Origin of the sequence: Bacillus sp. FSL P4-0334, assembly GCF_038004825.1 — a bacterium.
GTDB lineage: Bacteria > Bacillota > Bacilli > Bacillales > Bacillaceae > Bacillus > Bacillus velezensis.
In genome coordinates this window covers 341,832-368,808 of sequence record NZ_JBBORX010000001.1, presented here as the reverse complement: position 1 = coordinate 368,808, position 26,977 = coordinate 341,832, and the positions used below count along the sequence as shown (strand labels likewise).

Sequence of the window (26,977 nt, the reverse complement as noted above, 5' to 3'; positions counted from 1 at the left end):
AACAGAGATGAAGACATGAAGCGAATAAAAGCCTTTTCATCAGCATATCATCAGTAACGCTTCCGTTCTAAAAATGATCTGACTTCCTGAACGGACAAGCCGAGTTCTTTGGCTTCCTGCATCAGCGCTTTCCATTCCTCAATGTTGGATTCAGTCAGTTTTCTGTTGCGGTAGGGTGCGGGCTCCGGGCGTTTTTCAGTCAATTTGTTCGTAAAGGTGAACAGTTCTTCTTTCGGCATGCCTGACTGCACGGCCTGCACAAGGTGGATGCGCCACTCATCTTCCGTGCCTCCCATGTGATGCAGCATCGTTTCGGCATCAAAAAGCTCCGTCAGATCGACCTGCAGGGTGGCGGATACTTTTTTCAGAAATTGGATGGACGGATTTGAGTGAACCCCCCGTTCTATCTTGCTTAAATAAGATTTAGAGACACCTGCTTCAACTGCTAGCTGATTAATAGAGTAGCCTTTTCTTCTGCGGTATAAACGAATTATTCTTCCAATCATTGTGCTGAATTCTCCCCTGTATACTGGCATTTTTTTGTTCATTATAAGAAATTTTTCGTTCTTTATAAAATTTAAAATTATAAGGTAAGTGCAGTAAATAAGAGGAAAATCATGATAATGTTCTTTAAAAAGAACTAAATGGCTTAATTTGAAATTTTCAAATTTCGACCTTTTCTTTTATAATCCAATCATTAACAGAAGGGGGCGTTTAAGCCTGATGCAATAAGGATGAGGCTGTAATTACATGAATGAGAATATGAGTTTTAAAGAATTATTTGACATTATTAAACACAGATTTTTACTGATTTTTATCATGACAGCAGTTGTAACGCTGGTGACGGGATACATCCAATTCCGGGTGATTTCGCCCGTTTATCAGTCATCGACCCAAGTGCTCATTCATGAAACAAGCGGTGAAAAAAATTCTAATCTCAGCGACGTTCAGCTGAATCTTCATTACAACAATACGTTTCAAACGATAATGAAAAGCCCGGTTGTGCTTGAGAAAGTGAAGCAGACGCTGCATCTTTCTGAGACGGCATCCGCTTTAAAAGCAAAGATCACGACAAGCAGCGAAACCGATTCAGAGATCATTACCGTAGCGGTGCAGGACGAGAATCCGAAACAGGCCGCCGCTATAGCGAACACGCTGATGAAGACATTTAAAAAAGAAGTCCGTGACAGGATGAATATAAAAGGCGTCATTGTTTTGTCTGAGGCAAAAGCATCGGAAAGCCCGATGGTCAAGCCTTCGCGCATCCGAAATATCATGATGGCGTTCGGTGCGGCTCTCATGGCGGGTGTGACGCTTGCGTTTTTTCTCCACTTTCTTGATGAAACCGTTAAAAGCGAGCGGCAGCTCAGCGAAAAAACAGACTTGCCTGTTTTAGGGGTTGTGTATGACATCAAAAATCAGCAGACACGGTCTGATGAAAAACATTTCGGGGAGTGAGGCGTTTGGGATTCAGAAAAAAGAAATCAAGAAGGGGACTGGCTCAAATATCCGTTTTACATCACAAATCATTGGTGGCTGAACAATACCGCACCATTCGGACAAATATTGAGTTCTCCTCTGTTCAGACCCATTTGCGCTCTATTCTCGTCACTTCTTCCGTTCCGGGAGAAGGAAAATCATTCAGCGCCGCCAACCTTGCCGCGGTATTTGCGCAGCAGGAAAAAAAGGTGCTGCTCGTCGATGCGGATTTACGAAAACCGACGATACACGAGACCTATCAGCTTGAAAATGTACAAGGCCTTACGAATGTGTTAGTCGGAAACGCTTCCCTCGGCGAAACGGTGCAAAAAACGCTGATTGATAACCTTTACGTCTTAACGAGCGGGCCGACGCCGCCGAATCCGGCTGAGCTTTTATCTTCAAAGGCGATGGGAGAGCTGATTCAGGAGATGTACAGCCGGTACAGTCTGGTTATTTTCGATTCACCTCCGCTTTTGGCTGTGGCGGACGGACAGATTTTAGCGAACCAGACAGATGGAAGCGTTCTCGTCGTCTTGAGCGGTAAAACGAAAATGGATACCGTCCAAAAGGCGAGAGACGCTCTCCAGCAGTCAAAGGCAAAGCTTTTGGGGGCGCTGCTGAATAAAAAGAAAATCAAAAAAACGGAGCACTACTCGTATTGAGCGGTGCAGGTGATGTCTCCTTACCTTTATCAACGGAGGCACTCGGCTCTGCTGTGGGCGGCGTTTTTCGCCGCCTTAGATGCTGGTCGTCGGTGGCGGGGTGTGAGGACGGGTTAAATGCCCAATTTTATCTTAAGATGATGCATTGTTATCGGCTTAGCTGTTATGTCTGTTTTTACGAAAACCGTATCAGCTAAACCGATAAATGAGGAGGGGAAAGATTGACTTACCGGAGAAGACTTTCAATGATTTTTGCATTGGATACGTATCTCGTTTTACTTTCCGTTGTTATAGGATATCAATTTTTTGAGGATTCTTATCACTTTTATGACTCCGGAGCGTTGCTGCTGACTGCCGTGAGCATGCTGATCAGCCATCATGTATGCGCTTTTATGTTTCACCAGTATAAGCAGGTATGGACGTACACGGGAATAGGCGAGCTGCTTGCCTTAATGAAGGGGATCACGCTGTCAGCAGCTGTGACAGCCGCCGTCCAATACGGGGTGTTCCACACGATTTTGTTCCGGCTGTTGGCCGTCAGCTGGATGGTTCAGTTATTGTTCATCGGAGGAAGCCGGATGATTTCACGGGTGCTGAAAGAAACGATCGGCAGGAAGCAAAATGACTCTTCCAGGGCGCTGATCGTCGGCGCAGGTGCGGGGGGGACGCTGCTCGTCCGTCAGCTTACCCAGAAAAACGATCTCGGAATCATGCCTGTGGCTTTTATTGATGATGATCAGACGAAGCATAAGCTCGAAATCATGGGCCTGCCCGTCATCGGCGGAAAAGAAAGCATTATGCCGGCGGTGCAGAGGCTGAGAATCCACCATATTATCATTGCCATTCCGTCTCTTTGCACCCATGAGCTTCAGACGTTATACAAAGAATGTGTGCAGACGGGCGCCCATATTAAAATCATGCCGCAATTTGATGAGATCCTGCTCGGAACGCAGGCTGCCGGACACATCAGAGATGTAAAAGCCGAAGATCTGCTCGGCAGAAAGCCGGTCACCCTTGATACGAGCAAAATTTCTGACAGCATCAAGGGAAAAACGATTCTGGTCACAGGCGCCGGCGGCTCAATCGGTTCTGAGATCTGCCGCCAGATCAGCGCGTTTCTTCCGCGGGAAATCGTCCTTCTCGGCCACGGGGAGAACAGCATTCATTCCGTACATACCGAGCTGTCCGCACGCTTCGGCAAAGAGGTCCTCTTTCACGCGGAGATCGCCGATATTCAGGACAGAGATAAAATCTTTACTTTGATGAAAAAATACGAGCCGCACGTCGTCTATCATGCGGCTGCCCATAAACATGTGCCGTTAATGGAACATAATCCGGAAGAAGCCGTTAAAAACAACATTATCGGTACGAAAAATGTCGCCGAAGCCGCCGACATGTGCGGAACGGAAACATTCGTGCTGATTTCTTCTGACAAAGCGGTCAATCCGGCCAATGTCATGGGCGCGACGAAACGGTTTGCGGAAATGGTCATCATGAACCTCGGAAAGGTCAGCCGCACCAAATTCGCCGCCGTCCGTTTCGGAAATGTGCTCGGAAGCCGCGGCAGCGTCATTCCGATTTTCAAAAAGCAGATTGAAAAAGGCGGACCCGTCACCGTCACGCACCCGGCGATGACAAGATATTTTATGACGATTCCCGAAGCGTCAAGACTCGTCATTCAGGCCGGGGCGCTTGCAAAAGGGCGGCAGATTTTCGTTCTGGATATGGGAGAACCCGTCAAAATCGTCGATCTGGCCAAAAACCTGATTCATTTATCAGGCTATACGACAGAACAGATTCCTATCGAATTCTCCGGCATCCGCCCGGGAGAAAAGATGTATGAAGAATTGCTGAATCATAATGAAGTACATACGGAGCAGATTTTTCCGAAAATCCATATCGGGAAAGCGGTGGACGGGAATTGGGCCGTGCTCATCCGTTTTATGGAGGAATTCAGCCGTCTGCCTGAAGAAGAGCTGAGAAAAAGGCTGTTTGAGGCGATCGAATCAGTACATGAAGAAGCGGCCGCAGGCGTGTGATGGGAGGACAGAAAGATGACGAAAAAAGTATTATTCTGCGCCACTGTCGATTATCATTTTAAAGCCTTTCATCTTCCGTATTTTCAATGGTTTCAGGATATGGGCTGGGAGGTGCACGTCGCGGCAGGCGGCAATATGAATCTTCCGTTCGTTGATGAAAAGTTTTCCATTCCGATCCGGCGCTCGCCGTTTCATCCCGAAAATCTTTCTGTTTACAGGCGGCTGAAACGGCTCATTCAGGACAACGGCTACGACATGATTCACTGCCATACGCCGGTCGGCGGCGTGCTCGCACGCCTTGCGGCGAGACAAGCGCGCCAAAAAGGGACAAAGGTGCTGTACACCGCGCACGGCTTTCACTTCTGCGACGGAGCGCCCCTGAAAAACTGGCTTCTTTATTACCCGATCGAAAAATTTCTTTCTTCTTACACGGATTGTTTAATTACGATTAATGAAGAGGATTACGAACGGGCCAAGCAAATGAAAAAAACAGCTTGCGGCGCGAAAAAAATACACGGCATCGGGGTGAATACAGACAGGTTTCGCCCTGTGAGCCGGGAAGAGAGTGAACGTCTGAGAGAAAAACACGGCTTCGGCGCCGGGGAATTTATTCTCGTATACCCCGCTGAATTAAACGGAAATAAAAACCAAGGACTTCTCATTGAGACTGCGGCACTGCTGAAGAACCGCATCCCGGAGCTGAAACTCGTATTTGCCGGAGAAGGCGTGATGGAAGCGCCGTACAGAAAAAAGGCTGAATCACTCGGTGTATCCGACATGGTGCGGTTTTACGGTTTTTGCCGCGATATTCATGAACTGATTCAGCTTGCCGATCTGTCTGTCGCCTCAAGCATCCGCGAAGGGCTCGGCATGAATCTGCTTGAAGGAATGGCTGCCGAAAAGCCGGCCGTTGCCGCGGACAACAGGGGGCACCGTGAGATCATCGAAGACGGTGTGAACGGTTTTCTCGTGCCGGCCGGGGACAGCGCGGCGTTTGCCGATCGGATTGAAAAGCTGTACCGCTCACCGTGTCTGCGAAAAGCAATGGGGCAAAAAGGGCGCAGCACGGCGGAATGTTTTTCAGAAACACGTACGGTAAAGGAAATGGCGCACATTTACGCCGGTTATATGGATAAAAAGGAGAAAAGCGTATGAATGCAGGAGCACAACCGAAAATTTCCGTCATCATGGGAATTTATAATTGCGAAGAGACTTTAGCGGAGAGTATTGAATCCATCCTGAGCCAATCTTATAAGAATTGGGAACTGATTATGTGTGATGACGCGTCAACTGACGGAACGTATCAGATTGCGCGCCGTTACGCGGATCATTACGGCGACCGGATTACGCTGATTCAAAATAAGACAAATCAACGGCTTGCCGCTTCGCTTAACCGCTGTCTGACATACGCAACGGGGGATTATATCGCCAGGCAGGACGGTGATGACATCTCCAACCCGAGGAGACTGGAAAAACAGGCCGCTTTCTTAAACAAGCACGCCCACTATCAAGTCGTAGGCACGGGCATGCTCGTATTTGACGAATTCGGTGTAAGGGGCGCCCGGCTTTTGCCGCCCGTGCCGAAACCGGGAATTATGGCGAAAGGCACACCATTCTGCCACGGCACCATTATGATGCGGGCTGAAGCGTACAAAGCGCTTGGCGGCTACCGGTCAGTCAGGCGGACGCGGCGGATGGAGGATATCGATTTGTGGCTGCGCTTTTTTGAAGCGGGTTTCCGGGGGTACAATCTCCAAGAAACGCTGTATAAAGTCAGAGAGGACAGTGATGCGTTTAAAAGGAGATCGTTTACGTATTCCATTGATAACGCGGTCCTCGTTTTTCAGGCATGCAGACGGCTGAAGCTGCCGCTTTCCCATTACGCGTATATCGCAAAGCCGCTCATCCGCGCCATTACGCCGCCCGCGGTCATGAACCGTTATCATAAAAACAGGGACATCCGCCAAAAAGAAGGGCTTGCCGAACATGACTGACAAACCGATGCGGGTGCTGCACATCTTCAGCGGGATGAACAGGGGCGGCGCAGAAACGATGATGATGAATTTGTACCGGAAGATGGACAGAACGAAGGTGCAGTTTGATTTTTTAACCCATAGGAACGATCCGTGCGCTTATGATGAGGAAATTCTCGCCCTCGGCGGACGGCTTTTTTATGTGCCGAGCATCGGCAGCACAAACCCAGTTACATTTGTAAAACAGGTCAAGCGGGTGATTCAGGAAAAAGGCCCGTTTGCCGCCGTGCACGCCCATACCGATTTTCAGTCGGGATTCATCGCGCTTGCCGCTCGTTTAGCCGGCGTCCCGGTGCGGATCTGCCATTCGCATAGTACGTCGTGGCGGGGGCGGGCGTCGCGGCTTGCCGGGATGCAGCTGTTTGTTTTCAGACGGCTGATCACGGCAAACGCCACGGCACTGTGCGCCTGCGGAGAAGACGCGGGCCGTTTCTTATTCGGGAAAGAAAAAGACGTGCATCTTTTGCCGAACGGCATTGATCTCGACTTATTTGCCGGCGGGTGCGCGGACACAGAAGCTGAAAAAAGGAAGCGGGGCATTGCAGGCGGCCGTTTGGTGATCGGCCATATCGGCCGCTTTACAGAAGAAAAAAACCACGAATTTCTGCTCCGGCTGGCCGCTGATATGAAAGAGCGGGACATCGGTTTACAGCTGATTCTCGCCGGAGACGGTCCGCTTCGCACCGACATGGAAAATCTGGCGGCGAAGCTGGGGCTTGATGATGATGTGCGTTTTATCGGCATAGAAGACCGCGTTCATGCCCTGCTGAAAACGCTGGATGTATTTGTCATGCCGTCTCTTTATGAAGGGCTGCCCGTCACGCTCGTTGAAGCGCAGGCCTCCGGGGTGCCGTGCGTGATATCAGACGGCATAACGGAAGAAGCCGATGCAGGGCTCGGGCTGGTCAAAAGGCTCAGCCTCAAAGAACCGCCCGGACAATGGGCATCCGCGGTTTTACGGGCAGCAGAGGCGGCAAAGCCTGACGGGGCGCGCATTAAAGAAACCCTCAGACGGCAGGGATATGACGCGGAAGAAAATGCGGGGGCTGTTATGAAGCTTTACAATATGAATTGGAAAAAGGAACAGTAACGAATGATTGTATACGTAGTCAATATGGGAATTGTGTATATTTGGTCATGGTTCGCGAAAATGTGCGGCGGGCGTGATCAATCGCTTTCGACCGGATACCGGCCGAATCAGCTCGTCATGATCGTTCCGCTGCTTTCGCTCGTATTGGTCTCCGGTTTGCGCTACAGAGTCGGGACGGATTTTCAGACGTACGCGCTGATGTACAAGCTGGCGGGAAATTACGGCAGCATTTGGGAGATCTTCGGGTTCGGAGCGAAAAAAGCAGCCGTTGATCCGGGGTTTACGGCTCTTATCTGGCTCATGAATTTTATCACGAAAGATCCGCAAATCATGTATTTCACCGTGGCGGTCGTGACGTGCAGCTTTATTTTAAAGGGGCTCGTTGAGTTCGGCCGTCCGTTTGAGCTGAGTGTGTTTTTGTTTTTGGGCACGTATCACTATTACGCTTCCTTTAACGGGATCAGGCAGTATATGGTGGCGGCCGTTTTGTTTTGGGCAGTCCGCTACGTGATCAGCGGAAGCTGGAAGCGTTATATGTCAATCGTGCTGCTGTGTTCGCTTTTTCATTCCTCAGCGCTGATTATGATTCCGGTTTATTTTCTCGTCAGAAAAAAAGCCTGGTCGCCCGCGATTTTCGGACTGTCGGCATTGTTTCTTCTTATGACGTTTCTGTATCAGAAGTTCATTTCGCTGTTTGTCGTCGTGCTGGAAAACAGCTCATACGGCCATTATGAGAAATGGCTGATGACCAATACGAACGGGATGAACGTCGTAAAAATCGCGGTGCTGCTTCTGCCGCTGTTTTTGGCTTTCTGCTATCGGGAGCGGCTGCGGAAGCTCTGGCCTGACATTGATGTCATCGTGAATCTCTGTCTGCTCGGCCTGCTCTTCGGTCTTTTGGCGACAAAGGATGTTATTTTCGCCCGGTTTAATATATATTTCGGCCTGTACCAAATGATCTTGATCCCTTATTTTGTGAGAATTTTTGATGAAAAATCAAATGCGCTGATTTATATCGCCATTATTGTCTGTTATTTTCTTTACAGTTACTTGCTTATGCCGGTCGATTCGTCTGTGCTTCCGTACAGAACGATTTTTTCCCGGTAATGGACATTGGAGGTTTATATGGAAACACCCGCGGTCAGTTTATTAATTGCTGTGTATAATACGGAAACTTATTTAGAAAGATGCTTAGATTCATTGCTCAATCAGTCGCTCGCCAATATCGAAATCGTGGCCGTTAATGACGGGTCAACGGATCAAAGCCCGGCGATTCTTGAAACCTATCAGAAGCGGGATGAGAGAATCCGGGTCATTCATCAGCAAAACCGTGGGCTCGGCGCGGTCCGCAACAAGGGGATCGCGGCGGCGCGCGGCGAATTTATCGCTTTTATTGATGCGGACGACTGGGTTGAACCTGATTATTGCCTGCGCATGTATGAAAAAGCGAAGGCTGATCAGGCTGATCTCGTGATTTGCGAATATGCGGCCGAGTTTGCGGATACGGGGAAAACCGCCGTTTCAACGATCGCTTCAGCCTACGCGGGGCGCCCGAAACAACTGTACCTGAAAGATTTATTTGAAGGAAGGGTCAGCGGTTTTTCATGGAACAAGCTGTACAAAAGAACCATGATCGAGCATCATCAGCTGCGCTTTCCGCTTCGTGATGAGCTGGAGCACGTGGAGGATCAGTACTTCAGCCTCAGGGCGCATGTTTTCGCAGGTGCGGTCTCGTACGTGGATCAGCCGCTCTATCATTATCGGATTCACTTGACTTCCATTGTGCAAAGCTATCAGAAAAAGCTGTTTGACTCAGGTCTCGTTCTCTATCGGCTGAACGAGGCTTTTTTGCGTGAAAACGGCTGCTTACAGGAATACCGGCAGGAGCTGGATTTTTTCATCGTTCAGCACGGAACAGTCTGCCTGCTGAATGAATGGAAGCGGAATAACGGCGGCCGGTTTTCTGAGAAGTGGAAGAATATCAGCCGGATATGCGCTGATCCCGTGTTTCGCCTGAGCCTTTCCAAAACCGGAACGGCGCCGTTTGACGCCAAACGCTCATGCCTTCTGCTTTTGGCGAAGCTGAAGCTGATTCCGTTCGTGTCGCTGGCATCAGCCGCGTATCAGCGGGCAATCGAGTACAAAATGAAAATCAGAGGGTGAAGACATGTCGATACAATCTTTAAAAATCAATCTCGCGGAATGGCTGTTGCTTAAGGTCAAATACCCGTCCCAATTTCATTTCGGAACGGCAGCGGATGGGGCGGGGCTTACAGCGGCAAGAAAAAAGATCATTCTGACGCTGCTCCCGTCCCACGATAATCTCGGCGATCACGCCATCGCCTACGCAAGCAAAACGTTTCTTGAACGGGAGTATCCCGATTTTGACATTGTCGAAGTGGATATGAAGGATATATACAGATCGGCAAAAGCGCTGATCAAAAAGCGCCACCCCGATGATATGGTATTCATCATCGGCGGCGGGAACATGGGGGATTTGTACCGGTATGAGGAATGGACGCGCCGCTTTATCATCAAAACATTCCGGCAATATCGGATCGTTCAGCTTCCGGCGACGGCTCACTTTTCTGAATCAAAAAAGGGACGGAAGGAACTGAAGCGCGCCCGAAAAGTGTACAATGCGCATCCCGACCTTTTGTTAATGGCGAGAGATGAGACGACGTATCAATGGATGAAGCGTCATTTTCCCGGAAAAAAAGTGCTCAAACAGCCTGACATGGTCTTATATTTGGATAAAAGCGAGCGGCGCATCCCGCGGGAAGGGATCTACCTCTGTTTACGGGAGGATAAGGAGAGTGCGCTGACGGCTGAGGACAGAACGATGGTAAAAGAAGCTTTGGCAAAAGAGTACGGAGAGCTGTATTCCTTTACGACGACGGTCGGCCGGAGGGTCAGCCGCCATACGCGTGAAAAGGAGCTGGAGGCGCTTTGGAATACGCTGAAAGGCGCGGAAGCTGTCGTCACTGACAGGCTTCACGGGATGATTTTTTGTGCGCTGACGAAAACGCCTTGTGTCGTCATTCGTTCGTTTGATCATAAGGTGATGGAAGGCTATCAATGGCTGAAAAACATACCGAACATGACATTGCTTGAACGTCCAGACCCTGAAGCCGTAACGTCTGCCGTAAACCGGCTGATCAGCGGCAAGCATGAGGAAGGCGGTTCTTTGCGCAGTGTTTATTTTGCCGGGCTGCGCTCGAAAATCAGCGGTGATGCCCAATGACCGCGCCGCTTGTGAGCGTGATCGTGCCGATGTATAAGACAGAGCCTTTTATGAAAGAATGCGCGGTTTCTTTAACAAAACAGACGCTGAGAGACATCGAAATCATTTTCGTCAATGACGGTTCACCGGATCAGTCAGGGCGGATTGCTGAACAATTCGCCGCAGAAGATGCGAGAATCCGGGTGATTCATAAAGAAAACGGCGGCCTCAGCTCGGCCCGCAATGCCGGAATAAAAGCCGCCCGCGGCCGTTATATCGGTTTTGCGGACGGCGATGACTATGTGACGGAAACGATGTTCGAGCGGCTTTATGAAGAAGCGGAGAAGAACCGGCTGGATATCGCCGGATGCGGCTATTATAAGGAAACGCCGTCTAAGAAAAGAACATATATGCCGCCGTCCCTTCCGCCGGGCCGCGTCTTCACAGCGGATGAAATGACTGCATTGCTGACCCGCGCGCACGAACATCGGTTTATTTGGTATGTGTGGCGCTATATATACCGGAGAGAAGCATTGCAAGGGCTGTTGTTCCATGAAGATATCCGGTTTGCCGAAGACTCTCCGTTTAATTTGGCAGCGTTCCGCCAAGCCGCGCGTATCAAAGTGATAGACGAAGGGCTGTATATCTACCGGGAAAATCCGCAAAGTCTTACAGAAACACCGTTTAAGCCCCACTTAGATCACGAACTGCAAAGGCAATATAAAGCGAAAATGGCTTTTTATGAGGAAAACGGGCTGACGGACGCCTGCCGGAGCGATATCGATACATATTTGTGCAAGCATCAGATTCCGATGCTGATCGCCAACGCATGCGCCGCCCCGCAGCCGTCACATCAGATTACGGCGCACATCGGCAGAATCTTAACGTATGACATGGTAAAAACGGCGGTGCGCAGGACGCCGTGCCGCCATAAACAGCTGCTGGCGGGGGAGCGCGTGGTGCTCGGCCTGTGCAAAATGCGCCTTCCTCTTCTTCTGCATGCGTTTTTCGAACGGAAATCGAAAGAGAAAGGCAGTGCGGAAGGAGCATGAAATTTGCCATTAATTTCGGCGCCAATGTGACGGCGTTTTTACTATCGGTGTTTTTATCAGTGTGGATGACGCCCTTTATTGTGAAAACATTAGGTGTGGAGGCTTTTGGGTTTGTCCATCTGACACAGAATATCATTAACTATTTCTCTATTATTACCGTTGCGCTGAGCTCTGTCGTTGTGAGGTTTTTCTCCGTCGCCGCCCACAGGGGGAACAGGGATGAGGCCAATGCGTATGTAAGCAATTATTTAGCCGCGTCTGTCGTGATATCTCTATTACTCGCTGTGCCGCTCGCCGGGACGGCTTTTTTTATTGACAAGATTATGAATGTGCCGGCCGGGCTCTTAACGGATGTGAGGCTCTCTATTGTAATCGGCAGCGTGCTGTTTATGCTGACGTTTTTTATGGCGGGTTTCGCGACGGGGCCGTTTTTTGCCAACAAGCTTTATATCACAAGCTCCATTCAGGCCGTGCAAATGCTGGTCAGGGTGCTGTGTGTGCTCGCTCTATTTACGTGCTTGCCGCCGAAAATCTGGCAGATCCAGCTTTCGGCATTAGCGGGAGCCGTCTGTGCGGCCGTGCTGACTTTTTTCTTTTTTAAGAAATTGATTCCGTGGTTTTCTTTCAGCCGTAAAACCTTGTCATTACAGACGAGCAAAGTGCTGTTTTCAGCCGGTGCCTGGAGCTCTGTCAACCAGATCGGCGTGCTGCTGTTTCTGCAGATTGACCTCATGACGGCCAACCTCGTGCTGGGGCCGTCTGAGGCGGGTGTCTATGCGGCGATTATTCAATTCCCGCTCCTGCTCAGAAGTCTTGCCGGGACGCTTGCTTCACTGTTTGCGCCGGTTTTGACTTCCTATTACTCAAAAGGGGATATGGAAGGTCTCCTGTCTTACGCCAATAAGGCTGTGCGGATGAACGGGCTTCTGCTCGCGCTTCCCGCCGCATTATTAGGAGGGCTTGCCGAACCGTTTCTGGCGATTTGGCTGGGCCCGTCGTTTGTGCAGACGGCGCCGCTTTTATATATTCACGCCGCGTATTTGGCGGTCAGTCTCTCTGTCATGCCGCTTTTTTACGTATGGACGGCTTTTAATAAACAAAAAATGCCCGCCGTCGTTACTTTATGTTTAGGCGGACTGAATGTCATATTGGCCGTGGTTCTCAGCGGACCGGCACATCTCGGGCTGTACGGCATCACCATCGCCGGTGCAGTCTCTCTCATTTTGAAAAATGCTGTCTTCACGCCGCTGTATGTTTCGTATATTACGGGCTTTCAGAAAACCGCGTTTTACAAAGGCATGTTCGGCCCGTTGGCGGCGGCCGTATTTGCCTGGGCTGTCTGCCGGGGTATCCGGCTGTTTTCACCGCTTGACAGCTGGGCCGGCCTGATCGCCGCGGGGCTTGCCGTATGCATGAGCTATGCCGCATTCGCTTTTTTCTTCATTTGTACGAAAGAAGAAAGGCGGCTTGCTTTACAGAAATGCCGAAAAGTGAAAGGAGCTGTTCAGATTTGAAGGCGAAACGTGTATTTGATATAGCGGCCGCGATGTTGTTATTGTGCGGCGCGAGCGTCATCCTTCTCTTCGCCATGGCAGCCGTCAGATGCGCCATCGGGTCTCCGGTATTGTTCAAACAGACGAGACCGGGGCATAACGGTCGTCCGTTTACGTTGTATAAACTCAGAACGATGACGGATGCGCGTGATGAAAACGGTGTGCTGCTTCCGGATCATCTCCGTCTGACCAAAACGGGAAGGTTGATCAGAAAACTGAGCATCGATGAGCTTCCCCAGCTTTTTAATGTGCTCAAAGGAGATATCAGTCTTGTCGGCCCCCGCCCTTTGCTGATGGATTATCTGCCGCTTTACACGGCGGAGCAGGCGCGGCGCCACGAGGTGAAGCCGGGGATTACGGGCTGGGCGCAGATTAACGGGAGAAACGCGATTTCATGGGAGGAAAAATTCAAGCTCGACGTGTGGTACGTCGACAACCGCACATTTCTTCTCGACTTAAAGATTCTGCTTTTAACAGTGAAAAAAGTTCTCGTGTCAGAAGGCATACATCAAGCCGGCCATGTGACGGCAAAGCGCTTCACAGGCAGCGGAGATATGTCATCATGAAAAAGGTCGTGCTGATCGGAAACGGCGGACACGGAAAAGTCGTGAAGGAAATCGTGCAGGCCCGTTCCGATATGGAGCTTGCGGGCGTATTGGATGACGGATTCAGCGGTTTTGCCGTTCGGAACGGTTTATATACGGGTCGGACGAAAGACGTGCCCATGCTTCGGAAACTCGTCCCCGAGGCCGTATTCACGATATGCATCGGCCGCAACGGCGTCAGAAAGCAGTTCGCTGAAACGCTTGGGCTTGAAGATGACGATTATGCCGCACTCATTCACCCCGGGGCGATCGTCAGTGAAACGGCTTCCGTCGGACACGGAACGGTTGTGATGGCGGGCGCCGTCATTCAGGCGGGCGCTGACATCGGCGCCCATTGCATCATCAATACGGGGGCGGTTGCCGATCATGACAATGCAATCGGAGATTACGTCCATCTTTCACCGCGCGCGGCGCTTGCCGGCGGAGTGAAAGTCGGGGAAGGAACGCACCTCGGAATCGGCGCGTCCGTCATACCGCAGATTGACATCGGCCCTTGGTCCGTTATCGGCGCGGGGGCTGCGGTCATCAGCCGGATTCCCGGCCATGTGACGGCGGTCGGCGTTCCGGCCCGCGTCATCTCCCCTATCCATAATGAAAAAGGATGATTTCATGCAAACAAACAAACGGATTTATTTGTCTCCGCCTCATATGAGCGGAAAAGAACAGGAATACATCGCAGAAGCCTTCCGTTCCAATTGGATTGCCCCGCTCGGTCCGCTCGTCAATTCGTTTGAAGCGCGGCTCGCGGAATATGCGGGAGTGAAAAGCGCGGCGGCCGTAAGCTCGGGAACGGCCGCCATCCATCTTGCCCTGCGGCTTGCGGGTGTGAAAAAAGGAGACGTTGTATTTTGTCCTTCCTTTACGTTTGTCGCCACGGCGAATCCGATTGTGTATGAGCAGGCTGAGCCCGTTTTTATTGATTCGGAATGGGAGACCTGGAATATGTCGCCCGATGCGCTTGAGCGGGCGCTGCGGGATGCAAAGCGGCGCGGCAGACTCCCGAAAGCGGTGATCGCCGTCAATCTTTACGGCCAAAGCGCGAAAATGGATGAATTAATGAGCCTTTGTGACGCATACGGCGTCTGTCTGATTGAAGACGCTGCCGAGTCCTTAGGATCAACATATAAAGGCAGGCAGAGCGGCACGTTCGGCCGTTTCGGCATTTATTCCTTTAACGGCAACAAAATCATTACAACATCGGGAGGCGGCATGCTCGTGTCTGACGATGAAGCCGCGATTGAAAAAGCGAGGTTTCTTGCGTCCCAGGCGAGAGATGCCGCCGTTCATTACCAGCACAGCGAGCTCGGGTATAACTACAGGCTCAGCAACATTCTCGCGGGCGTGGGGATATCGCAGCTGGAAGTGCTCGAAGATCGCGTTCGGGCGAGGAGAGAAATCTTTCACAGGTATCGGGAAGCGCTGGAAACATATCCGGGCATCCGCATGATGCCGGAGCTTGAAGGAACGGTTTCAAACCGCTGGCTGACGGCTCTGACGCTTGATAACGGCGTGACGCCGGAAGAAGCCGTCGCCTGTCTTGCGGAACAGAACATTGAGGCCCGGCCGCTGTGGAAACCGCTGCATACGCAGCCGCTTTTCTCATCTTCCGTCTTTTATCCTCACAGCGAACATGAGCGTGTCTCTGAGAACCTTTTCAGCCGGGGCATCTGTCTGCCGTCCGGGTCTGACTTGTCTTCTGAGGAGCAGCAGCGTGTCATTGACGCACTTGCGCAATTGTTTGAAACGAAAGGGGAGAAAACATGGACAGCCGCCATGTTATGAACCGATTAAAAGAGACGCTGACGGGTCTGCTCAGCGTTATACCGCCGCAATCTGACATCATTTATGCCGACTATCCCCTCTACGGAAATGTAGGGGATTTATTGATTATGAAAGGGACGGAGGCGTTTTTTAAAGCGCACGGCATCCGCGTCAGACAGCGCTGGAATCCCGACAATTTTCCATTCGGGCGCCGGGCGGACAAAAAGACGATCATCGTCTGTCAGGGTGGCGGAAATTTCGGGGATCTCTATCCGTACTATCAGACGTTCAGGGAAAAAATCGTCAAATCCTTTCCGGAAAAAAGGATCGTCATCCTGCCGCAATCCATCTATTATCAGGATGAGACACGGCTTGAGAAGACAGCGGCGCTTTTTGCGGAGCACAAGGATCTCCACCTGTTTACGAGAGATCATGTGTCATACGAGACTGCGAAACGCTTTTTGTCGGCGAATCATATCGGGCTTATGCCTGATATGGCCCATCAGCTGTATCCGATGGCGGCGTCAGCGGCTCCGTCACGCGGCAGGCTTCATTTTATCCGCACGGATGGGGAAATCAATCCGAAGCTGCAAAACAATTCTTCCGTTAAAAGCTGCGACTGGCAGGATGTGCTGTCAGCAAGCGACCGCAGGGGAATCGCTTTTTTCCAAACGCTGAATGTTTTGAATAAAAAAGCGGGAAACCCGCTGCCGATTGCGCGGTTTTGGAAACGCTATTCCGATTTCTTAACGAAGAAATCGGTCCTGTTTTTCAGCAGGTACGAATCGGTGGAAACGTCAAGGCTTCACGGCCACATTCTGTCCTCGCTTCTCGGGAAACCGAATACCGTCATTGATAATTCATACGGGAAAAACGCCAACTATTATTACACCTGGATGCACGAAGCGCCGGATGTCCGTCTGATCGGGGAAACCGCCGGCACGAAGGAAAACCTTCCGCTGTGAATGAGCGGAAGGTTTATTTTGTTTCTCCGCGTTTTACTTTGTTGTACGCCTCATCCAAATGCTGAATTCTTTTGAGCACAACCGAGTTTTTCGTCAGCTGATCCTGAACAAGGGTTGAGACGACGGAGCGGTAATAGCTGTTCATCGCATGAATTCGGTCTTCATTCGGATTCATTTCAATGTGCTGTGTAAAGTTTTCAATAAAATAAGGAACAGAAAAAAGTTCTGACATCTATAAAGCAACTCCTTTTAATAAGTATATACGGTATGAAACCAATCATGTACAATGAAAAAAGGGGAGTGAGCATGATGGATATCAAACTTCAGCAAACACAAATGTTAAAGCCTCAATTAACGCAAGAGCTTAAACAGGCTATCACATTACTCGGATACAATTCCGCGGAACTGGCCGGATATATTGATGAGCTCTCACTGGAAAACCCTCTGATTGAACGAAAGGAAACAGACACGCCGCCACTATCTTACCATAAAACAAGTAAAAACAGGATGAAAGAACGGGACGGAAGCCAGCAGATCAGACATACCCGCAAAACGCTGCAGGATTCGCTCAAACAGCAAGCCTTAGATATGAAGCTGTCCGATGATGAGAAAAAGATTTTCAATTATCTGATACATTCATTGGACTCAAACGGATATTTAAAAGAGGACATACAAGCTGCCGCCGACCATGTATCCGCTTCACAAGAGGAGACGGAAGCGGTTCTGAAAAAGCTCCAGTCCCTTGAGCCCGCGGGAATCGGCGCCCGGTCTTTGCAGGAATGCATCCTTCTTCAGCTCCGCCGTCTTCCCGAACGGAACGAACAGGCGGAATGGATTGCCGGCGCCTATTTTGAGCTATTTGCAAGAAAGAACTGGAAAGCGCTTACACTGAAAACGGGCATTCCGCTTAAAGCCATTCAGGACATCGCTGACATGATCAGCGCCCTTGATCCGAGGCCGGGGCTCCGTTATGCGCATGAGGAGCCGGGTTTTTACGTGGAACCGGATATTTTCATCACAGTGAAAAACGGCATCATTCAAGCACGGCTCAACAGCCGTTCGTTTCCTGACATCCAGCTTCATACCCATTATCAGCCGCTCTTGTCAGCTGCCGGGTGCCGTGACACGAAAAATTATCTGTCGGCAAAATATCAGGAATGGCGCTGGCTGAACCGGGCTTTGTCGCAAAGAAAACAAACGATCACGAGAATTATCGGCGTCCTGACTGAACGGCAGGAATCCTTTTTTCTCACAGGAAAAAGCGGAATGCAGCCGCTGACCTTAAGAGAGGTGGCGGAAACGCTGGAGCTCCACGAATCAACGATCAGCCGGGCCATCAAAGGGAAGTACGTTCAGACGCCGTACGGACTGTATGAAATGAAAACATTTTTCTCGGCGAAAGCTGAATCGTCAGGGGACGGCGGCGCCTCCAATTATGCCGTAAAAGCGCATCTGGAGGCATTGGTCGGTAAAGAAGATAAAAAGAAACCTTTTTCAGACCAAAAGCTTGCCGATCTGCTGCATGAACAATATGACATCCGAATCTCAAGGCGCACCGTCGCCAAATACCGTGACCAATTAAATATTCCGCCGTCATCGGCGAGAAAACGGTACAGCTGAAACCTCCCCGAGCCAAACCCCGGGGAGGTTCTCCGTGTTACGGGATCATCCATGAAAACAGATGATGCTGTAAAAATGTAATGAGACAGACGAGCAGAAGCAAAAACAGACTGTGCTTAATCGTAAAACGGAAAAGGTCGGCTTCCTTGCCCGCCAGACCGACAGCGGCACAGGCAACCGCAATGGATTGCGGAGAAATCATTTTTCCGGTGACACCGCCTGATGAATTGGCGGCAACGGAGAGAACCGGGTCCATCCCGACAGAGAGCGCCGTCACCTTTTGCAATCCGCCGAACAATAGATTGGCCGACGTATCAGAGCCGGTAATAAATACGCCGAGCCAGCCGAGCACCGGCGAAAAAAAGGTAAACATCGCGCCCGTCATGGCAAGCGCAAGACCGAGTGTCGTGCTCATGCCGGAAGCATTCGTCACATAAGCAAAGCCGACAACAGAAACAATGGTCACGACCGGAAGCGTTAATTCCTTCACCGTTTCTATAAACGCTTCGCCCCATGTCTTCCACGACATGCCGAGGGCGAACTTGGAGATGACGGCGGCAATCAGAATCGCCGTCCCCGCTGAACCGAAAAGCTCAAGTTTGTACACGGCTTCAATCGGCGTGCCGTCCGCCTGAAGAATCTGCTGATTTACAAATGGGACGGGAGGCGTGAAGGTCAATGCACGCCCGGCTGCATTCAGCCAGGAAAGCCACATTGACGTTCCTTCATAATGACCGGTTAAGGCAGCCTTCACGCCGGGAATCCCCCAAACGGATATCATGGCCGTCAGAAGAAGGAAAGGAGACCACGCTTTAAACACCGCGGCGCCCCCGTACTTGATCGGCGCCCGGTCAGCGGCCGCTGCTGATTCCCGTTCTGCCGCGAAACGAAAGGCCGTTTTCGGTTTCCAAAATTTCAAAAACACAGCGAGCGCGGCCATGGAAACAAGCGCCGACAGCACATCCGGAAGCTCAGGCCCTAAAAAATTCGAGCTTGCGTACTGCACGGCCGCAAAGGAGACGCCGGAAACAAGAATGGCCGGCCATATCTCAAAAGCCTTTTTAAACCCGCTCATCAAAATGATTAAGTACAGCGGAATAAAGACGGATAAAAACGGAAGCTGCCGGCCGACCATTTGAGAAATTTCCATTGCCGGTATCCCGGTCGGACCTTCGACGGCGGTAATCGGAATGCCGATCGCGCCGAAGGCAACGGGCGCCGTATTGGCAATCAGGCAAATTCCCGCCGCATACAGCGGCTGAAAACCAAGTCCGACGAGCAAAGCGGCCGAGATCGCGACGGGAGCGCCGAAACCGGCGGCGCCTTCTAAAAACGCCCCGAATGAAAAGGCGATGAGCAGCGCCTGCAAACGCCGGTCATCTGTAATTGAGAGCACCGAACTCCGGATAATCTCAAACTGTCCCGTTTTCACGGTGATTTTATACAGAAAGACCGATGTGACGATAATCCAGCCGATCGGAAGCAGCCCGTACACCGCTCCCTGAGAAGCGGACATCACCGCTTTTTCAGCCGGCATGCCGTAAACAAATACAGCGATTAAAAGTGAAACGGCTAACGTTAAAAGCCCCACGATGTACCCCTTCATCCGTTTCACCGCAAGCGCCCAAAAAAAGAAGATAATCGGCACGAGCGCGCAAGCTGCCGATAAAAGCAAATTTCCCCCTAAAGGAGCGTACCCCTGTGTCCATTGCATCCCTAAAAAACCCCTCCTTATGTCATGTAAGCGATTACTTTTTATGATAAGGTCATCTGATGACCGGGTTAATTAGCATTATATTTTGAAAGTTTTGAAAGTACAATACTTTTCTTGAACAAATTGTCTGAACCTGTCGGCGGTGCGAAAAAAGAAGTATAATAGACGATAAACATCAAGATTCACAAGTGATGGGGTGATCGCGTTGAAATATAAACAAATTAAAACGAAAAAAATCTACGAGGAAGTCGCTGACGCATTGCTGGAGAAGATAAAAGCGGGCGAGCTTAAGCCGGGTGAAAAGCTTGATTCCGTTCAGGCGCTTTCTGAGAGTTTTCAGGTCAGCCGCTCGGCGGTCAGAGAAGCGCTGTCGGCTTTGAAAGCGATGGGGCTCGTCGACATGAAGCAGGGAGAAGGCACATACATAAGAGAATTTGAGCCGTCTCATGTTTCCCAGCCGCTTTCTTCCGCCCTCTTGATGAAAAAAGAGGACGTCAAACAGCTGCTCGAAGTCAGAAAGCTGCTTGAACTCGGCGTCGCCGCCATGGCCGCTGAAAAACGCACGGAAGACGATTTACAAAAAATCCGCCAAGCTCTCCTGGAGATGAAAGACATTGACGGAGACGAAGAATTGGGCGAAAAAGCGGATTTCTCCTTTCACATGGCGCTGGCGGAAGCATCACAAAACGGGCTGCTCAAGCATCTCATGAATCATGTCTCCGCGCTCCTTTTGGAAACGATGAGAGAAACGAGAAAAATTTGGCTGTTTTCTAAACGAACGAGCGTGCAGCGATTGTATGAAGAGCATGAACGCATTTACAGCGCCGTCGCCGCCAAAGACGCGGATGAAGCGGAAGCCGCGATGACCGCGCACCTGACGAATGTGGAAGAAGTGCTGGGGGCTTATTTTGAAGAAAATGTATAGAAGCTGACTTGTGAAAGGGGATAACATCACATGCAGGCCGAATCTTTTTTTTCTGACCATGTAAAGAAAGCTCTGACAAACGATCCTCCCGGGGAATGGATGCCGGCAGTTCCGAAAGCGTGCATCCCCCTGCATTCCGGCTATCCCGATCGCGCACTCGTTCCTGATAAGGAGCTGAAAGAAGCCGCCGCCCGCCTTCTGGATGAGGAGCGCGATCTGCCGCTGCATTATATGGGAAGCCCGAGGATGGCCGTATTAAAAAAGCAGATTCAAGAACGGTTAGCCATCCGCGGCATTCACTGTCGGGACGATGAGCTGCTCGTGACGTCAGGCGCCTGTCAGGCGATAGATCTGGCTGCACGGGTTTTCCTCGATGAACAAACCGCCGCTGCCGTTGAAGCTCCGGTCTACATGGAAGCGCTCGAGATTTTTAAAAATTACACACCGCATATCATGAGCGTTCCGACAGATCAAGAGGGCCTGCAAACAGAAACATTAGCGTTCATGCTTGAGGAAAGAAAACGAAAAGGGCTTCTGCTTCCCCGTCTTCTCTACACGATACCCGCTTTTCAGAATCCTGCGGGAACCGTAATGTCAGCGAAGCGGAGAACCCGCCTGCTTCAGCTTGCCGAAACGTATGATTTTCTCATCTTGGAGGATGATGCATACGGCGAGCTCGGATTCACCGATATTCCGCCGCCCTTGAAAGCCATGGGTCAAAACGGCCGGGTGCTGTACGCCGGTTCATTATCAAAAGTCATCGCCCCGGGTATGAGGATCGGCTGGATTGCAGGGAACGCTGCATTCATCACGGCATTGTCATGGTTAAAAAAAGACTTAGGCCACCCGTTTTCCCAAGCGGTGACCGCCGTCTATCTGGAACAAACGAATGTTGAAAAACGGCTCGCCGTCTTGCGGGAAGCATATCAAAGCAAACGTGACGTTTTGCTCGCCGCATCAGCTCGATATCTTCCGGAATCCGCATCCTGGCACGTGCCTGAAGGCGGTTACTTTGTATGGGTGAAAGTGCCGGGAGCGGATACATCCGCAATGCTGGCGAGGGCTCTGTCTCACGGCGTTTCCTATGTACCCGGTAAATATTTTTTTCTGCATCAGGAAGACGGTGCGGAATATCTTCGCCTGTCGTTCAGTTATGCCGGTAAAGCCGCGATAAAAGAGGGTGTGCAAAAACTGGGACGTCTGCTGGAAAACGGGATGTAGAGCAGCTTGAGGAGCTTTCGGGCTTCTCTTTTTTTTGTCCCCTTCAGCGCATCGGACGAAAGGATTTTTCAGAAAAACCTTCCAATCCATATTCAGAATAGTGTAGGATATTCATAGAGCTTTCCCAAAAACAGGTCATCAGATGACCGGATCACATATTGAGGATGAAAGAGGGGTTCATCATGAAAGTCTCATTATTTGTCACGTGCCTTGTGGATATGTTCCAGACCAATGTCGGAAAGGCGACGGTTGAGGTGCTGGAACGGCTCGGGTGTGAGGTGGATTTTCCCGAGGGGCAGATTTGCTGCGGGCAGCCCGCATACAACAGCGGGTATGTGACGGATGCGAAAAAAGCGATGAAGCGGATGATTGCCGCGTTTGAAGAAGCGGAGTACGTTGTCAGTCCGTCAGGTTCCTGTACGACGATGTTCCGTGAATATCCGCATCTGTTTCAGGACGATCCGAAGTGGGCGGCAAAAGCGCAGCAGCTTGCGGACAAAACATATGAGTTAACGGATTTTATCGTCAACGTTCTCGGGGTGGAGGATGTCGGGGCGGTGCTGCATAAAAAAGCGACAGTCCATACATCGTGCCATATGACGAGGCTGCTCGGCGTGTCGGAGGAGCCGATGAAGCTTTTGCGCCATGTCAAGGGGCTCGAGCTGACCACGCTTCCCGGAAAGCACCAATGCTGCGGATTCGGAGGAACGTTTTCTGTGAAAATGGCGCAAATCTCTGAACAAATGGTGGATGAGAAGGTCGCCTGCGTGGAAGACACGGAGGCCGAGGTGCTGATCGGAGCGGATTGCGGATGTCTGATGAATATCGGCGGGCGTCTTGACCGTAAGGATAAAAACGTCAGAGTCATGCACATCGCCGAAGTGCTGAACAGCAGATAACACGAGAAACAACAAGGGGGGAAAATCATGGCGATGAAAATCGGTACCGCCGCTTTTAAAGAGCGGGTATCAGAAGGAATAGATAATGAGTTTATGAGAGGAGCCGTCTCCGGAGCGCAGGAACGGCTCAGGACAAGAAGGCTTCAGGCGGCCGAAGAATTGGGAAACTGGGAGGATTGGCGTTCTCATGCGGAAGAAATCAGACAGCATGTGCTGGACAATCTTGATTTCTATTTGGAACAGCTCGCCGAAAATGTCGCCAACAGAGGCGGACACGTCTTTTTCGCCGAAACGGCGGAAGAAGCGTCCTCCTATATCCGCGATGTCATCCGGCAGAAAAACGCCAAAAAAATCGTAAAATCCAAATCCATGGTGACAGAAGAAATCAATATGAACGAAGTGCTTGAGGAAGAGGGCTGTGAAGTCACAGAAACGGATCTCGGCGAATACATTCTCCAGATTGACGATCACGATCCGCCGTCACATATCGTTGCTCCCGCTCTTCACAAAAACAAAGAGCAGATCCGTGACGTATTTAAAGAGAGACTCGAATACAAACAGACGGAAAAACCGGAAGAGCTCGTCATGCACGCGCGCAGCGTTCTCCGGAAAAAATTTCTCGAAGCGGATGTCGGCATTACAGGCTGCAACTTTGCGATCGCGGATACCGGATCGGTCAGTCTCGTGACGAACGAAGGAAACGGCCGCCTTGTGTCCGCGCTGCCGAAGACGCAGATCACCGTGATGGGAATGGAGCGGATCGTTCCGTCATTTTCTGAGTTTGAAGTACTTGTCAGCATGCTGACGAGAAGCGCCGTCGGCCAGCGGCTTACAAGTTACATTACGGCGCTGACGGGTCCTCGTCAGCAAGGAGAAGCTGACGGGCCTGAGGAATTCCACCTCGTGGTTGTGGACAACGGGCGTTCCCGCATACTCGGCACGGAATTCCAATCGGTGCTGCAATGTATCCGCTGCGCCGCCTGCATCAACGTCTGTCCCGTGTACCGGCATGTCGGCGGACACTCGTACGGGTCCATCTATTCGGGTCCGATCGGCGCCGTCTTATCGCCTCTTCTCGGCGGATATGACGAATACAAGGAGCTCCCGTACGCATCTTCCTTATGCGCGGCCTGTACGGAAGCATGTCCCGTTAAAATTCCGTTGCACGAGCTGCTGCTCAAGCATCGGCAGAACATCGTGGAAAAAGAGGGCAAAGCGCCGATCAGCGAAAAACTGGCGATGAAAGCCTTCGGGCTCGGCTCGTCATCCCCGTCCCTTTATAAAATGGGATCGAAATGGGCGCCTGCCGCCATGACGCCGTTTACGGAAGATGACAAAATATCAAAAGGGCCGGGGCCGTTAAAAGAATGGACGGCAATACGGGACTTCCCGGCGCCGCATAAATCGAGATTCAGAGATTGGTTTAAAGACCGGGAAAAACAAAAGGGGGAAGAATGATGATGAAAGGGACGGTTACACATCAGGAATCCTTTTTAAACCGGATCGCCGAAAGTCTGGGCAGAGAGCGCAGGAAATCAGGCGTGTCCCTGCCTGGATGGAAGTATCAGCCTCAATATCAAACGCATGCGGGCTGTACGGAAGACGATCTTGTCACGATGCTCAAAGACCACTGCGTCAACATTCATACCGAACTGATCGAAACGGATGCAGCCGGGCTTTACGACGCTTTGCGCACGCAGGTGAACCGCTTTGAAGGAGGGCCTGTCATCATTCCGAAGGACAGCCGCTTTGAAACGTACGGCCTGCAGACCCTTATGACAGAAGAGTGGCCGGATGAAGGGATTCCCGTTTGGGAATGGGACGCGGAACAAGGAGCGAAAAATATTGAAAAAGCGGAACAAGCGAATGTGGGCATCACATTCAGCGAGATCACGCTTGCGGAATCAGCCACCGTCGTTTTGTATGCGTCAGAGCATGCCGGCCGTTCTGTCAGCCTGCTTCCGACCACCTATATCGCAATCATCCCGAAATCTTCCATTGTGCCGAGAATGACACAGGCCAGCGATATACTGAAACAGCAGATCAGAGACGGCGTCACCGTTCCTTCCTGCATCAACTATATTACTGGACCGAGCAACTCGGCCGATATCGAAATGGATTTGGTTGTCGGCGTCCACGGACCCGTTAAAGCCGCTTATATCCTCGTGAATGACCGATAAAAAAACAAACCCCGGTTTTCTGATATGATCCCCTCATAGCAGACAGAAAAAAGAAAGCATACTGATCTGTCTGCAATGGAGGGGATTTTTTATGGGGAAAATACGTAAAACTTATGATATTCACTTTAAGAAAAAAGTTGTTGATCTTCACCTAAATGATGGGATGGGTTATCAGACAATCGCCAGAGAAATGAACATTGAAGTAACAAGTGCTTCGTCCACGCTTCCTAATTTATCGACTGTTTTTTTACGTTTGTCCTCTGTATCTGCAAGTTCGTCTTTGAAGTCTTCTGTCGAGAACAATTCAAGCGGAAGAATATCATTGATATCAAGCAGGATACCTTTCAACGCTTTCTTCTGTTCAGACATAATGGATTTTGACTTGGTGCAGGCGTTAGCCAGCTCGTGTTCCAGCAAGATTCTTCTTTGTATGCGTCAGACAAGCTGGCGTCCTCTAAAGCGCCTGAAATGCTTGTCAAAAAAGCAATTTTCATATCAATTAGATCAATCCAATTGTCAGCCACATCAGCGTGATCTTGATAAAATACTTTGATGTTGTCAGCGCCTTTTCCGGAAAACTCACTGTCATCTAAGTCAGCTACGGCTTTGAAGGCTTTTTTAAGATTGACCATCTGGCTTCTTAATTCTTTGTATTCTTTTGCCCGTTTATCTGCCTCTGATAGCAGTGTTTTTGGCTTCCAATACTTTCATATTCATATCCTTTTGTTTAAATGGATCAACAAGATCTTACCATGGGGCAATGAAGAAACAGACGAAATGTGATACAAAAGTAAGAAATGATCAATTTGATCCGTGTTATTTTATCTTTTGCGATCTTTTGTTTTGAAACCGACGCCGATGTCTCAGCAATTTCACCTGATGTATGGGTTTTCTATGATTGTATTTACGAACGAAAAGAAAGTGCATATAGACAGTTTTTTGACAGTGAAAATAAAGTCCGCTTATTTTAAAAGAGACATTTTTGAAAATTTAATAGAATTATCTGTTTTTTTGTTGATTTAAAATTGGGAATAAGTTACAATCTTCATGTGATCACCTAAAATATGGAAAAGGGGGAGGTATTTGATGGGTAAGAAAGGCTTTTTTTCACTGTTAATGGCTTTCACACTTACATTAGTAACGATTTTTTCTTTTAATACTAGTGTTAAAGCTAATTCAAATGTTTTAGGGAAAGCAAAAACAAATTGTACGTCATGCCAATCAGGGGTTCCTGAGTCATCGGGACCATTAGAAGATCAACAAAAAGCAAAAGAAATTGTCTATGCCTCAAAGGAATTCAAACAAAACAAGTTGGTGAAAAAACCAAAAAACAGCTTCTTTGGACTTTCAAATGAACAAAATGAAGAGATTGTAAATGTAAAAGAAGGCATGGCTGTGGTAACAATTCCTGTTGATGATATGGAGTCTGGATTAACATCAGCACAATATTTTGTTGATCTGAAAACTGAACAAATATTCGATACCATTGAAACTTACATTATATTTGATGAATCAGAAAAACTTCTTAATTTACAAATAAAACAATCCGGTAAAGTTGTCGAAGATGTAAACTTAACAGAAGGCGGAAAAGTCAAACTGGATAATGGAACAGAAGTTTCTGTAGAAGAGTACTTAAAGGATTCAAAAGATTCTGCGGAAGAAACAAAAGCATCAACTATGATGAGCTGCAGAGCGGCTGTATCTTGGTTATATGATATAGCAAATGGAGGCTCTTGTGCTCTTTCTTGCTTAAGAATTGCGGCCATCAACCTAGCAATTGGTATTGGTTGCGGAACAGTTTGTGTTATTATCAAGCACAACTCAAAAAGCAAAGCAATAAAATTAATTTGCGGATAATTAAGGAGGGGGGGAAGAAATACCCCTCTTTTTTATCATTATAACGATGCATTGAAAATGATTAGGCGCATATTATAAGATTTAGGAAATATTGTT

At 49.8% G+C, this 26,977-nt stretch carries 25 protein-coding genes and 1 pseudogene; 22 read left to right on the top strand and 4 right to left on the bottom strand.

Annotated features, from left to right (window positions below):
* Positions 1-50: 50 nt before the first annotated feature.
* On the bottom strand, positions 51-506 hold the full coding sequence (gene slrR, locus NSQ37_RS01875; protein ID WP_003151541.1) for an HTH-type transcriptional regulator SlrR: 456 nt from the start codon (positions 504-506) through the stop codon (positions 51-53).
* 244 nt (positions 507-750) lie between these two features.
* On the opposite strand from slrR, the gene NSQ37_RS01870 reads away from it, so the two are divergent.
* The 15 genes from NSQ37_RS01870 to NSQ37_RS01800 all read left to right on the top strand — a co-directional run bounded on the left by NSQ37_RS01870 (position 751) and on the right by NSQ37_RS01800 (position 16,465).
* Positions 751-1,458, top strand: coding sequence for a YveK family protein (locus tag NSQ37_RS01870; RefSeq protein ID WP_031378299.1), 708 nt, complete (start codon positions 751-753; stop codon positions 1,456-1,458).
* Positions 1,459-1,463: 5 nt separating this feature from the next.
* Positions 1,464-2,144 carry a CpsD/CapB family tyrosine-protein kinase gene (locus NSQ37_RS01865; RefSeq protein WP_007407393.1) on the top strand — a complete coding sequence of 227 codons (681 nt, stop codon included), beginning with the start codon at positions 1,464-1,466 and terminating at the stop codon, positions 2,142-2,144.
* Between the two features lie 221 nt (positions 2,145-2,365).
* Positions 2,366-4,183 (top strand): polysaccharide biosynthesis protein, encoded by a 1,818-nt coding sequence (locus tag NSQ37_RS01860; protein WP_169509962.1) that lies wholly within the window; start codon positions 2,366-2,368, stop codon positions 4,181-4,183.
* A 15-nt stretch (positions 4,184-4,198) separates the two neighbouring features.
* Complete coding sequence (locus tag NSQ37_RS01855; protein ID WP_136396634.1) at positions 4,199-5,338, top strand: glycosyltransferase family 4 protein; 1,140 nt, start codon at positions 4,199-4,201, stop codon at positions 5,336-5,338.
* Complete coding sequence (locus NSQ37_RS01850; RefSeq protein ID WP_012118512.1) at positions 5,335-6,177, top strand: glycosyltransferase family 2 protein; 843 nt, start codon at positions 5,335-5,337, stop codon at positions 6,175-6,177. Before NSQ37_RS01855 ends, NSQ37_RS01850 begins: the two co-directional genes overlap by 4 nt.
* The gene (locus NSQ37_RS01845; protein WP_341123145.1) at positions 6,170-7,306 is read left to right on the top strand and encodes a glycosyltransferase family 1 protein; all 1,137 of its coding nucleotides are present in this window, start codon (positions 6,170-6,172) and stop codon (positions 7,304-7,306) included. The genes NSQ37_RS01850 and NSQ37_RS01845 overlap by 8 nt, the downstream gene beginning before the upstream one ends.
* Before the next feature lie 3 nt (positions 7,307-7,309).
* Positions 7,310-8,413 carry an EpsG family protein gene (locus tag NSQ37_RS01840; protein WP_025285317.1) on the top strand — a complete coding sequence of 368 codons (1,104 nt, stop codon included), beginning with the start codon at positions 7,310-7,312 and terminating at the stop codon, positions 8,411-8,413.
* 18 nt (positions 8,414-8,431) lie between these two features.
* Positions 8,432-9,469 (top strand): glycosyltransferase family 2 protein, encoded by a 1,038-nt coding sequence (locus tag NSQ37_RS01835; RefSeq protein WP_025285316.1) that lies wholly within the window; start codon positions 8,432-8,434, stop codon positions 9,467-9,469.
* 4 nt (positions 9,470-9,473) lie between these two features.
* Positions 9,474-10,550 (top strand): polysaccharide pyruvyl transferase family protein, encoded by a 1,077-nt coding sequence (locus NSQ37_RS01830; protein WP_341123143.1) that lies wholly within the window; start codon positions 9,474-9,476, stop codon positions 10,548-10,550.
* A complete protein-coding gene (locus NSQ37_RS01825) occupies positions 10,547-11,581 on the top strand; it encodes a glycosyltransferase (RefSeq protein WP_124692717.1) in 1,035 nt (344 codons plus the stop codon). The genes NSQ37_RS01830 and NSQ37_RS01825 overlap by 4 nt, the downstream gene beginning before the upstream one ends.
* Entirely contained in the window at positions 11,578-13,095 is a 1,518-nt protein-coding gene (locus tag NSQ37_RS01820; RefSeq protein WP_341123140.1) for an MATE family efflux transporter, read from the top strand. Before NSQ37_RS01825 ends, NSQ37_RS01820 begins: the two co-directional genes overlap by 4 nt.
* Positions 13,092-13,700, top strand: coding sequence for a sugar transferase (locus NSQ37_RS01815; protein WP_012118505.1), 609 nt, complete (start codon positions 13,092-13,094; stop codon positions 13,698-13,700). The genes NSQ37_RS01820 and NSQ37_RS01815 overlap by 4 nt, the downstream gene beginning before the upstream one ends.
* A complete protein-coding gene (locus NSQ37_RS01810; protein WP_326365156.1) occupies positions 13,697-14,344 on the top strand; it encodes an acetyltransferase in 648 nt (215 codons plus the stop codon). Before NSQ37_RS01815 ends, NSQ37_RS01810 begins: the two co-directional genes overlap by 4 nt.
* 4 nt (positions 14,345-14,348) lie before the next feature.
* Positions 14,349-15,521: a DegT/DnrJ/EryC1/StrS family aminotransferase gene (locus NSQ37_RS01805; protein WP_007407381.1), complete on the top strand. Its 1,173-nt coding sequence runs from the start codon at positions 14,349-14,351 to the stop codon at positions 15,519-15,521.
* On the top strand, positions 15,500-16,465 hold the full coding sequence (locus tag NSQ37_RS01800; protein WP_341123137.1) for a polysaccharide pyruvyl transferase family protein: 966 nt from the start codon (positions 15,500-15,502) through the stop codon (positions 16,463-16,465). Before NSQ37_RS01805 ends, NSQ37_RS01800 begins: the two co-directional genes overlap by 22 nt.
* 13 nt (positions 16,466-16,478) lie before the next feature.
* Here NSQ37_RS01800 and yvfG read toward each other — a convergent pair whose 3' ends face one another.
* Positions 16,479-16,697: a protein YvfG gene (gene yvfG / locus NSQ37_RS01795; RefSeq protein WP_003151570.1), complete on the bottom strand. Its 219-nt coding sequence runs from the start codon at positions 16,695-16,697 to the stop codon at positions 16,479-16,481.
* Between the two features lie 77 nt (positions 16,698-16,774).
* On the opposite strand from yvfG, the gene rpoN reads away from it, so the two are divergent.
* On the top strand, positions 16,775-18,085 hold the full coding sequence (gene rpoN / locus NSQ37_RS01790; protein ID WP_225649650.1) for an RNA polymerase factor sigma-54: 1,311 nt from the start codon (positions 16,775-16,777) through the stop codon (positions 18,083-18,085).
* A 37-nt stretch (positions 18,086-18,122) separates the two neighbouring features.
* Here the strand turns inward: rpoN and lutP are convergent, their stop codons facing one another.
* Positions 18,123-19,799 (bottom strand): L-lactate permease LutP, encoded by a 1,677-nt coding sequence (gene lutP, locus NSQ37_RS01785; RefSeq protein WP_326365158.1) that lies wholly within the window; start codon positions 19,797-19,799, stop codon positions 18,123-18,125.
* A gap of 205 nt (positions 19,800-20,004) precedes the next feature.
* Between lutP and NSQ37_RS01780 the strand changes: the two genes are divergently transcribed.
* From NSQ37_RS01780 to NSQ37_RS01760, 5 genes are all read left to right on the top strand, one after another.
* Positions 20,005-20,724 (top strand): FadR/GntR family transcriptional regulator, encoded by a 720-nt coding sequence (locus NSQ37_RS01780; RefSeq protein WP_015240627.1) that lies wholly within the window; start codon positions 20,005-20,007, stop codon positions 20,722-20,724.
* A gap of 30 nt (positions 20,725-20,754) precedes the next feature.
* A complete protein-coding gene (locus NSQ37_RS01775) occupies positions 20,755-21,945 on the top strand; it encodes an aminotransferase-like domain-containing protein (protein WP_341123135.1) in 1,191 nt (396 codons plus the stop codon).
* Positions 21,946-22,127: 182 nt separating this feature from the next.
* Positions 22,128-22,844 carry a (Fe-S)-binding protein gene (locus NSQ37_RS01770; protein WP_060562541.1) on the top strand — a complete coding sequence of 239 codons (717 nt, stop codon included), beginning with the start codon at positions 22,128-22,130 and terminating at the stop codon, positions 22,842-22,844.
* Between the two features lie 27 nt (positions 22,845-22,871).
* A complete protein-coding gene (locus NSQ37_RS01765) occupies positions 22,872-24,302 on the top strand; it encodes a LutB/LldF family L-lactate oxidation iron-sulfur protein (protein WP_007407375.1) in 1,431 nt (476 codons plus the stop codon).
* A complete protein-coding gene (locus NSQ37_RS01760; protein WP_060562542.1) occupies positions 24,302-25,024 on the top strand; it encodes a LutC/YkgG family protein in 723 nt (240 codons plus the stop codon). Before NSQ37_RS01765 ends, NSQ37_RS01760 begins: the two co-directional genes overlap by 1 nt.
* A gap of 201 nt (positions 25,025-25,225) precedes the next feature.
* On the opposite strand, the pseudogene NSQ37_RS01755 reads toward NSQ37_RS01760, so the two are convergent.
* Positions 25,226-25,710: pseudogene (locus tag NSQ37_RS01755) on the bottom strand (T7SS effector LXG polymorphic toxin); the annotation flags it as partial.
* A gap of 400 nt (positions 25,711-26,110) precedes the next feature.
* On the opposite strand from NSQ37_RS01755, the gene NSQ37_RS01750 reads away from it, so the two are divergent.
* Complete coding sequence (locus NSQ37_RS01750; RefSeq protein ID WP_060562544.1) at positions 26,111-26,881, top strand: putative immunity/bacteriocin fusion bifunctional protein; 771 nt, start codon at positions 26,111-26,113, stop codon at positions 26,879-26,881.
* The last annotated feature ends 96 nt before the right edge of the window (positions 26,882-26,977 follow it).

Excerpts from the sequence above, each read along its gene's own strand:
- slrR (WP_003151541.1), bottom strand. The coding sequence starts at position 506 with ATGATTGGAAGAATAATTCGTTTATACCGCAGAAGAAAAGGCTACTCT.
- NSQ37_RS01870 (WP_031378299.1), top strand. The coding sequence starts at position 751 with ATGAATGAGAATATGAGTTTTAAAGAATTATTTGACATTATTAAACAC.
- NSQ37_RS01855 (WP_136396634.1), top strand. The coding sequence starts at position 4,199 with ATGACGAAAAAAGTATTATTCTGCGCCACTGTCGATTATCATTTTAAA.
- NSQ37_RS01850 (WP_012118512.1), top strand. The coding sequence starts at position 5,335 with ATGAATGCAGGAGCACAACCGAAAATTTCCGTCATCATGGGAATTTAT.
- NSQ37_RS01845 (WP_341123145.1), top strand. The coding sequence starts at position 6,170 with ATGACTGACAAACCGATGCGGGTGCTGCACATCTTCAGCGGGATGAAC.
- NSQ37_RS01840 (WP_025285317.1), top strand. The coding sequence starts at position 7,310 with ATGATTGTATACGTAGTCAATATGGGAATTGTGTATATTTGGTCATGG.
- NSQ37_RS01835 (WP_025285316.1), top strand. The coding sequence starts at position 8,432 with ATGGAAACACCCGCGGTCAGTTTATTAATTGCTGTGTATAATACGGAA.
- NSQ37_RS01830 (WP_341123143.1), top strand. The coding sequence starts at position 9,474 with ATGTCGATACAATCTTTAAAAATCAATCTCGCGGAATGGCTGTTGCTT.
- NSQ37_RS01825 (WP_124692717.1), top strand. The coding sequence starts at position 10,547 with ATGACCGCGCCGCTTGTGAGCGTGATCGTGCCGATGTATAAGACAGAG.
- NSQ37_RS01820 (WP_341123140.1), top strand. The coding sequence starts at position 11,578 with ATGAAATTTGCCATTAATTTCGGCGCCAATGTGACGGCGTTTTTACTA.
- NSQ37_RS01810 (WP_326365156.1), top strand. The coding sequence starts at position 13,697 with ATGAAAAAGGTCGTGCTGATCGGAAACGGCGGACACGGAAAAGTCGTG.
- NSQ37_RS01805 (WP_007407381.1), top strand. The coding sequence starts at position 14,349 with ATGCAAACAAACAAACGGATTTATTTGTCTCCGCCTCATATGAGCGGA.
- NSQ37_RS01800 (WP_341123137.1), top strand. The coding sequence starts at position 15,500 with ATGGACAGCCGCCATGTTATGAACCGATTAAAAGAGACGCTGACGGGT.
- yvfG (WP_003151570.1), bottom strand. The coding sequence starts at position 16,697 with ATGTCAGAACTTTTTTCTGTTCCTTATTTTATTGAAAACTTTACACAG.
- rpoN (WP_225649650.1), top strand. The coding sequence starts at position 16,775 with ATGGATATCAAACTTCAGCAAACACAAATGTTAAAGCCTCAATTAACG.
- lutP (WP_326365158.1), bottom strand. The coding sequence starts at position 19,799 with ATGCAATGGACACAGGGGTACGCTCCTTTAGGGGGAAATTTGCTTTTA.
- NSQ37_RS01775 (WP_341123135.1), top strand. The coding sequence starts at position 20,755 with ATGCAGGCCGAATCTTTTTTTTCTGACCATGTAAAGAAAGCTCTGACA.
- NSQ37_RS01770 (WP_060562541.1), top strand. The coding sequence starts at position 22,128 with ATGAAAGTCTCATTATTTGTCACGTGCCTTGTGGATATGTTCCAGACC.
- NSQ37_RS01765 (WP_007407375.1), top strand. The coding sequence starts at position 22,872 with ATGGCGATGAAAATCGGTACCGCCGCTTTTAAAGAGCGGGTATCAGAA.
- NSQ37_RS01760 (WP_060562542.1), top strand. The coding sequence starts at position 24,302 with ATGATGAAAGGGACGGTTACACATCAGGAATCCTTTTTAAACCGGATC.
- NSQ37_RS01750 (WP_060562544.1), top strand. The coding sequence starts at position 26,111 with ATGGGTAAGAAAGGCTTTTTTTCACTGTTAATGGCTTTCACACTTACA.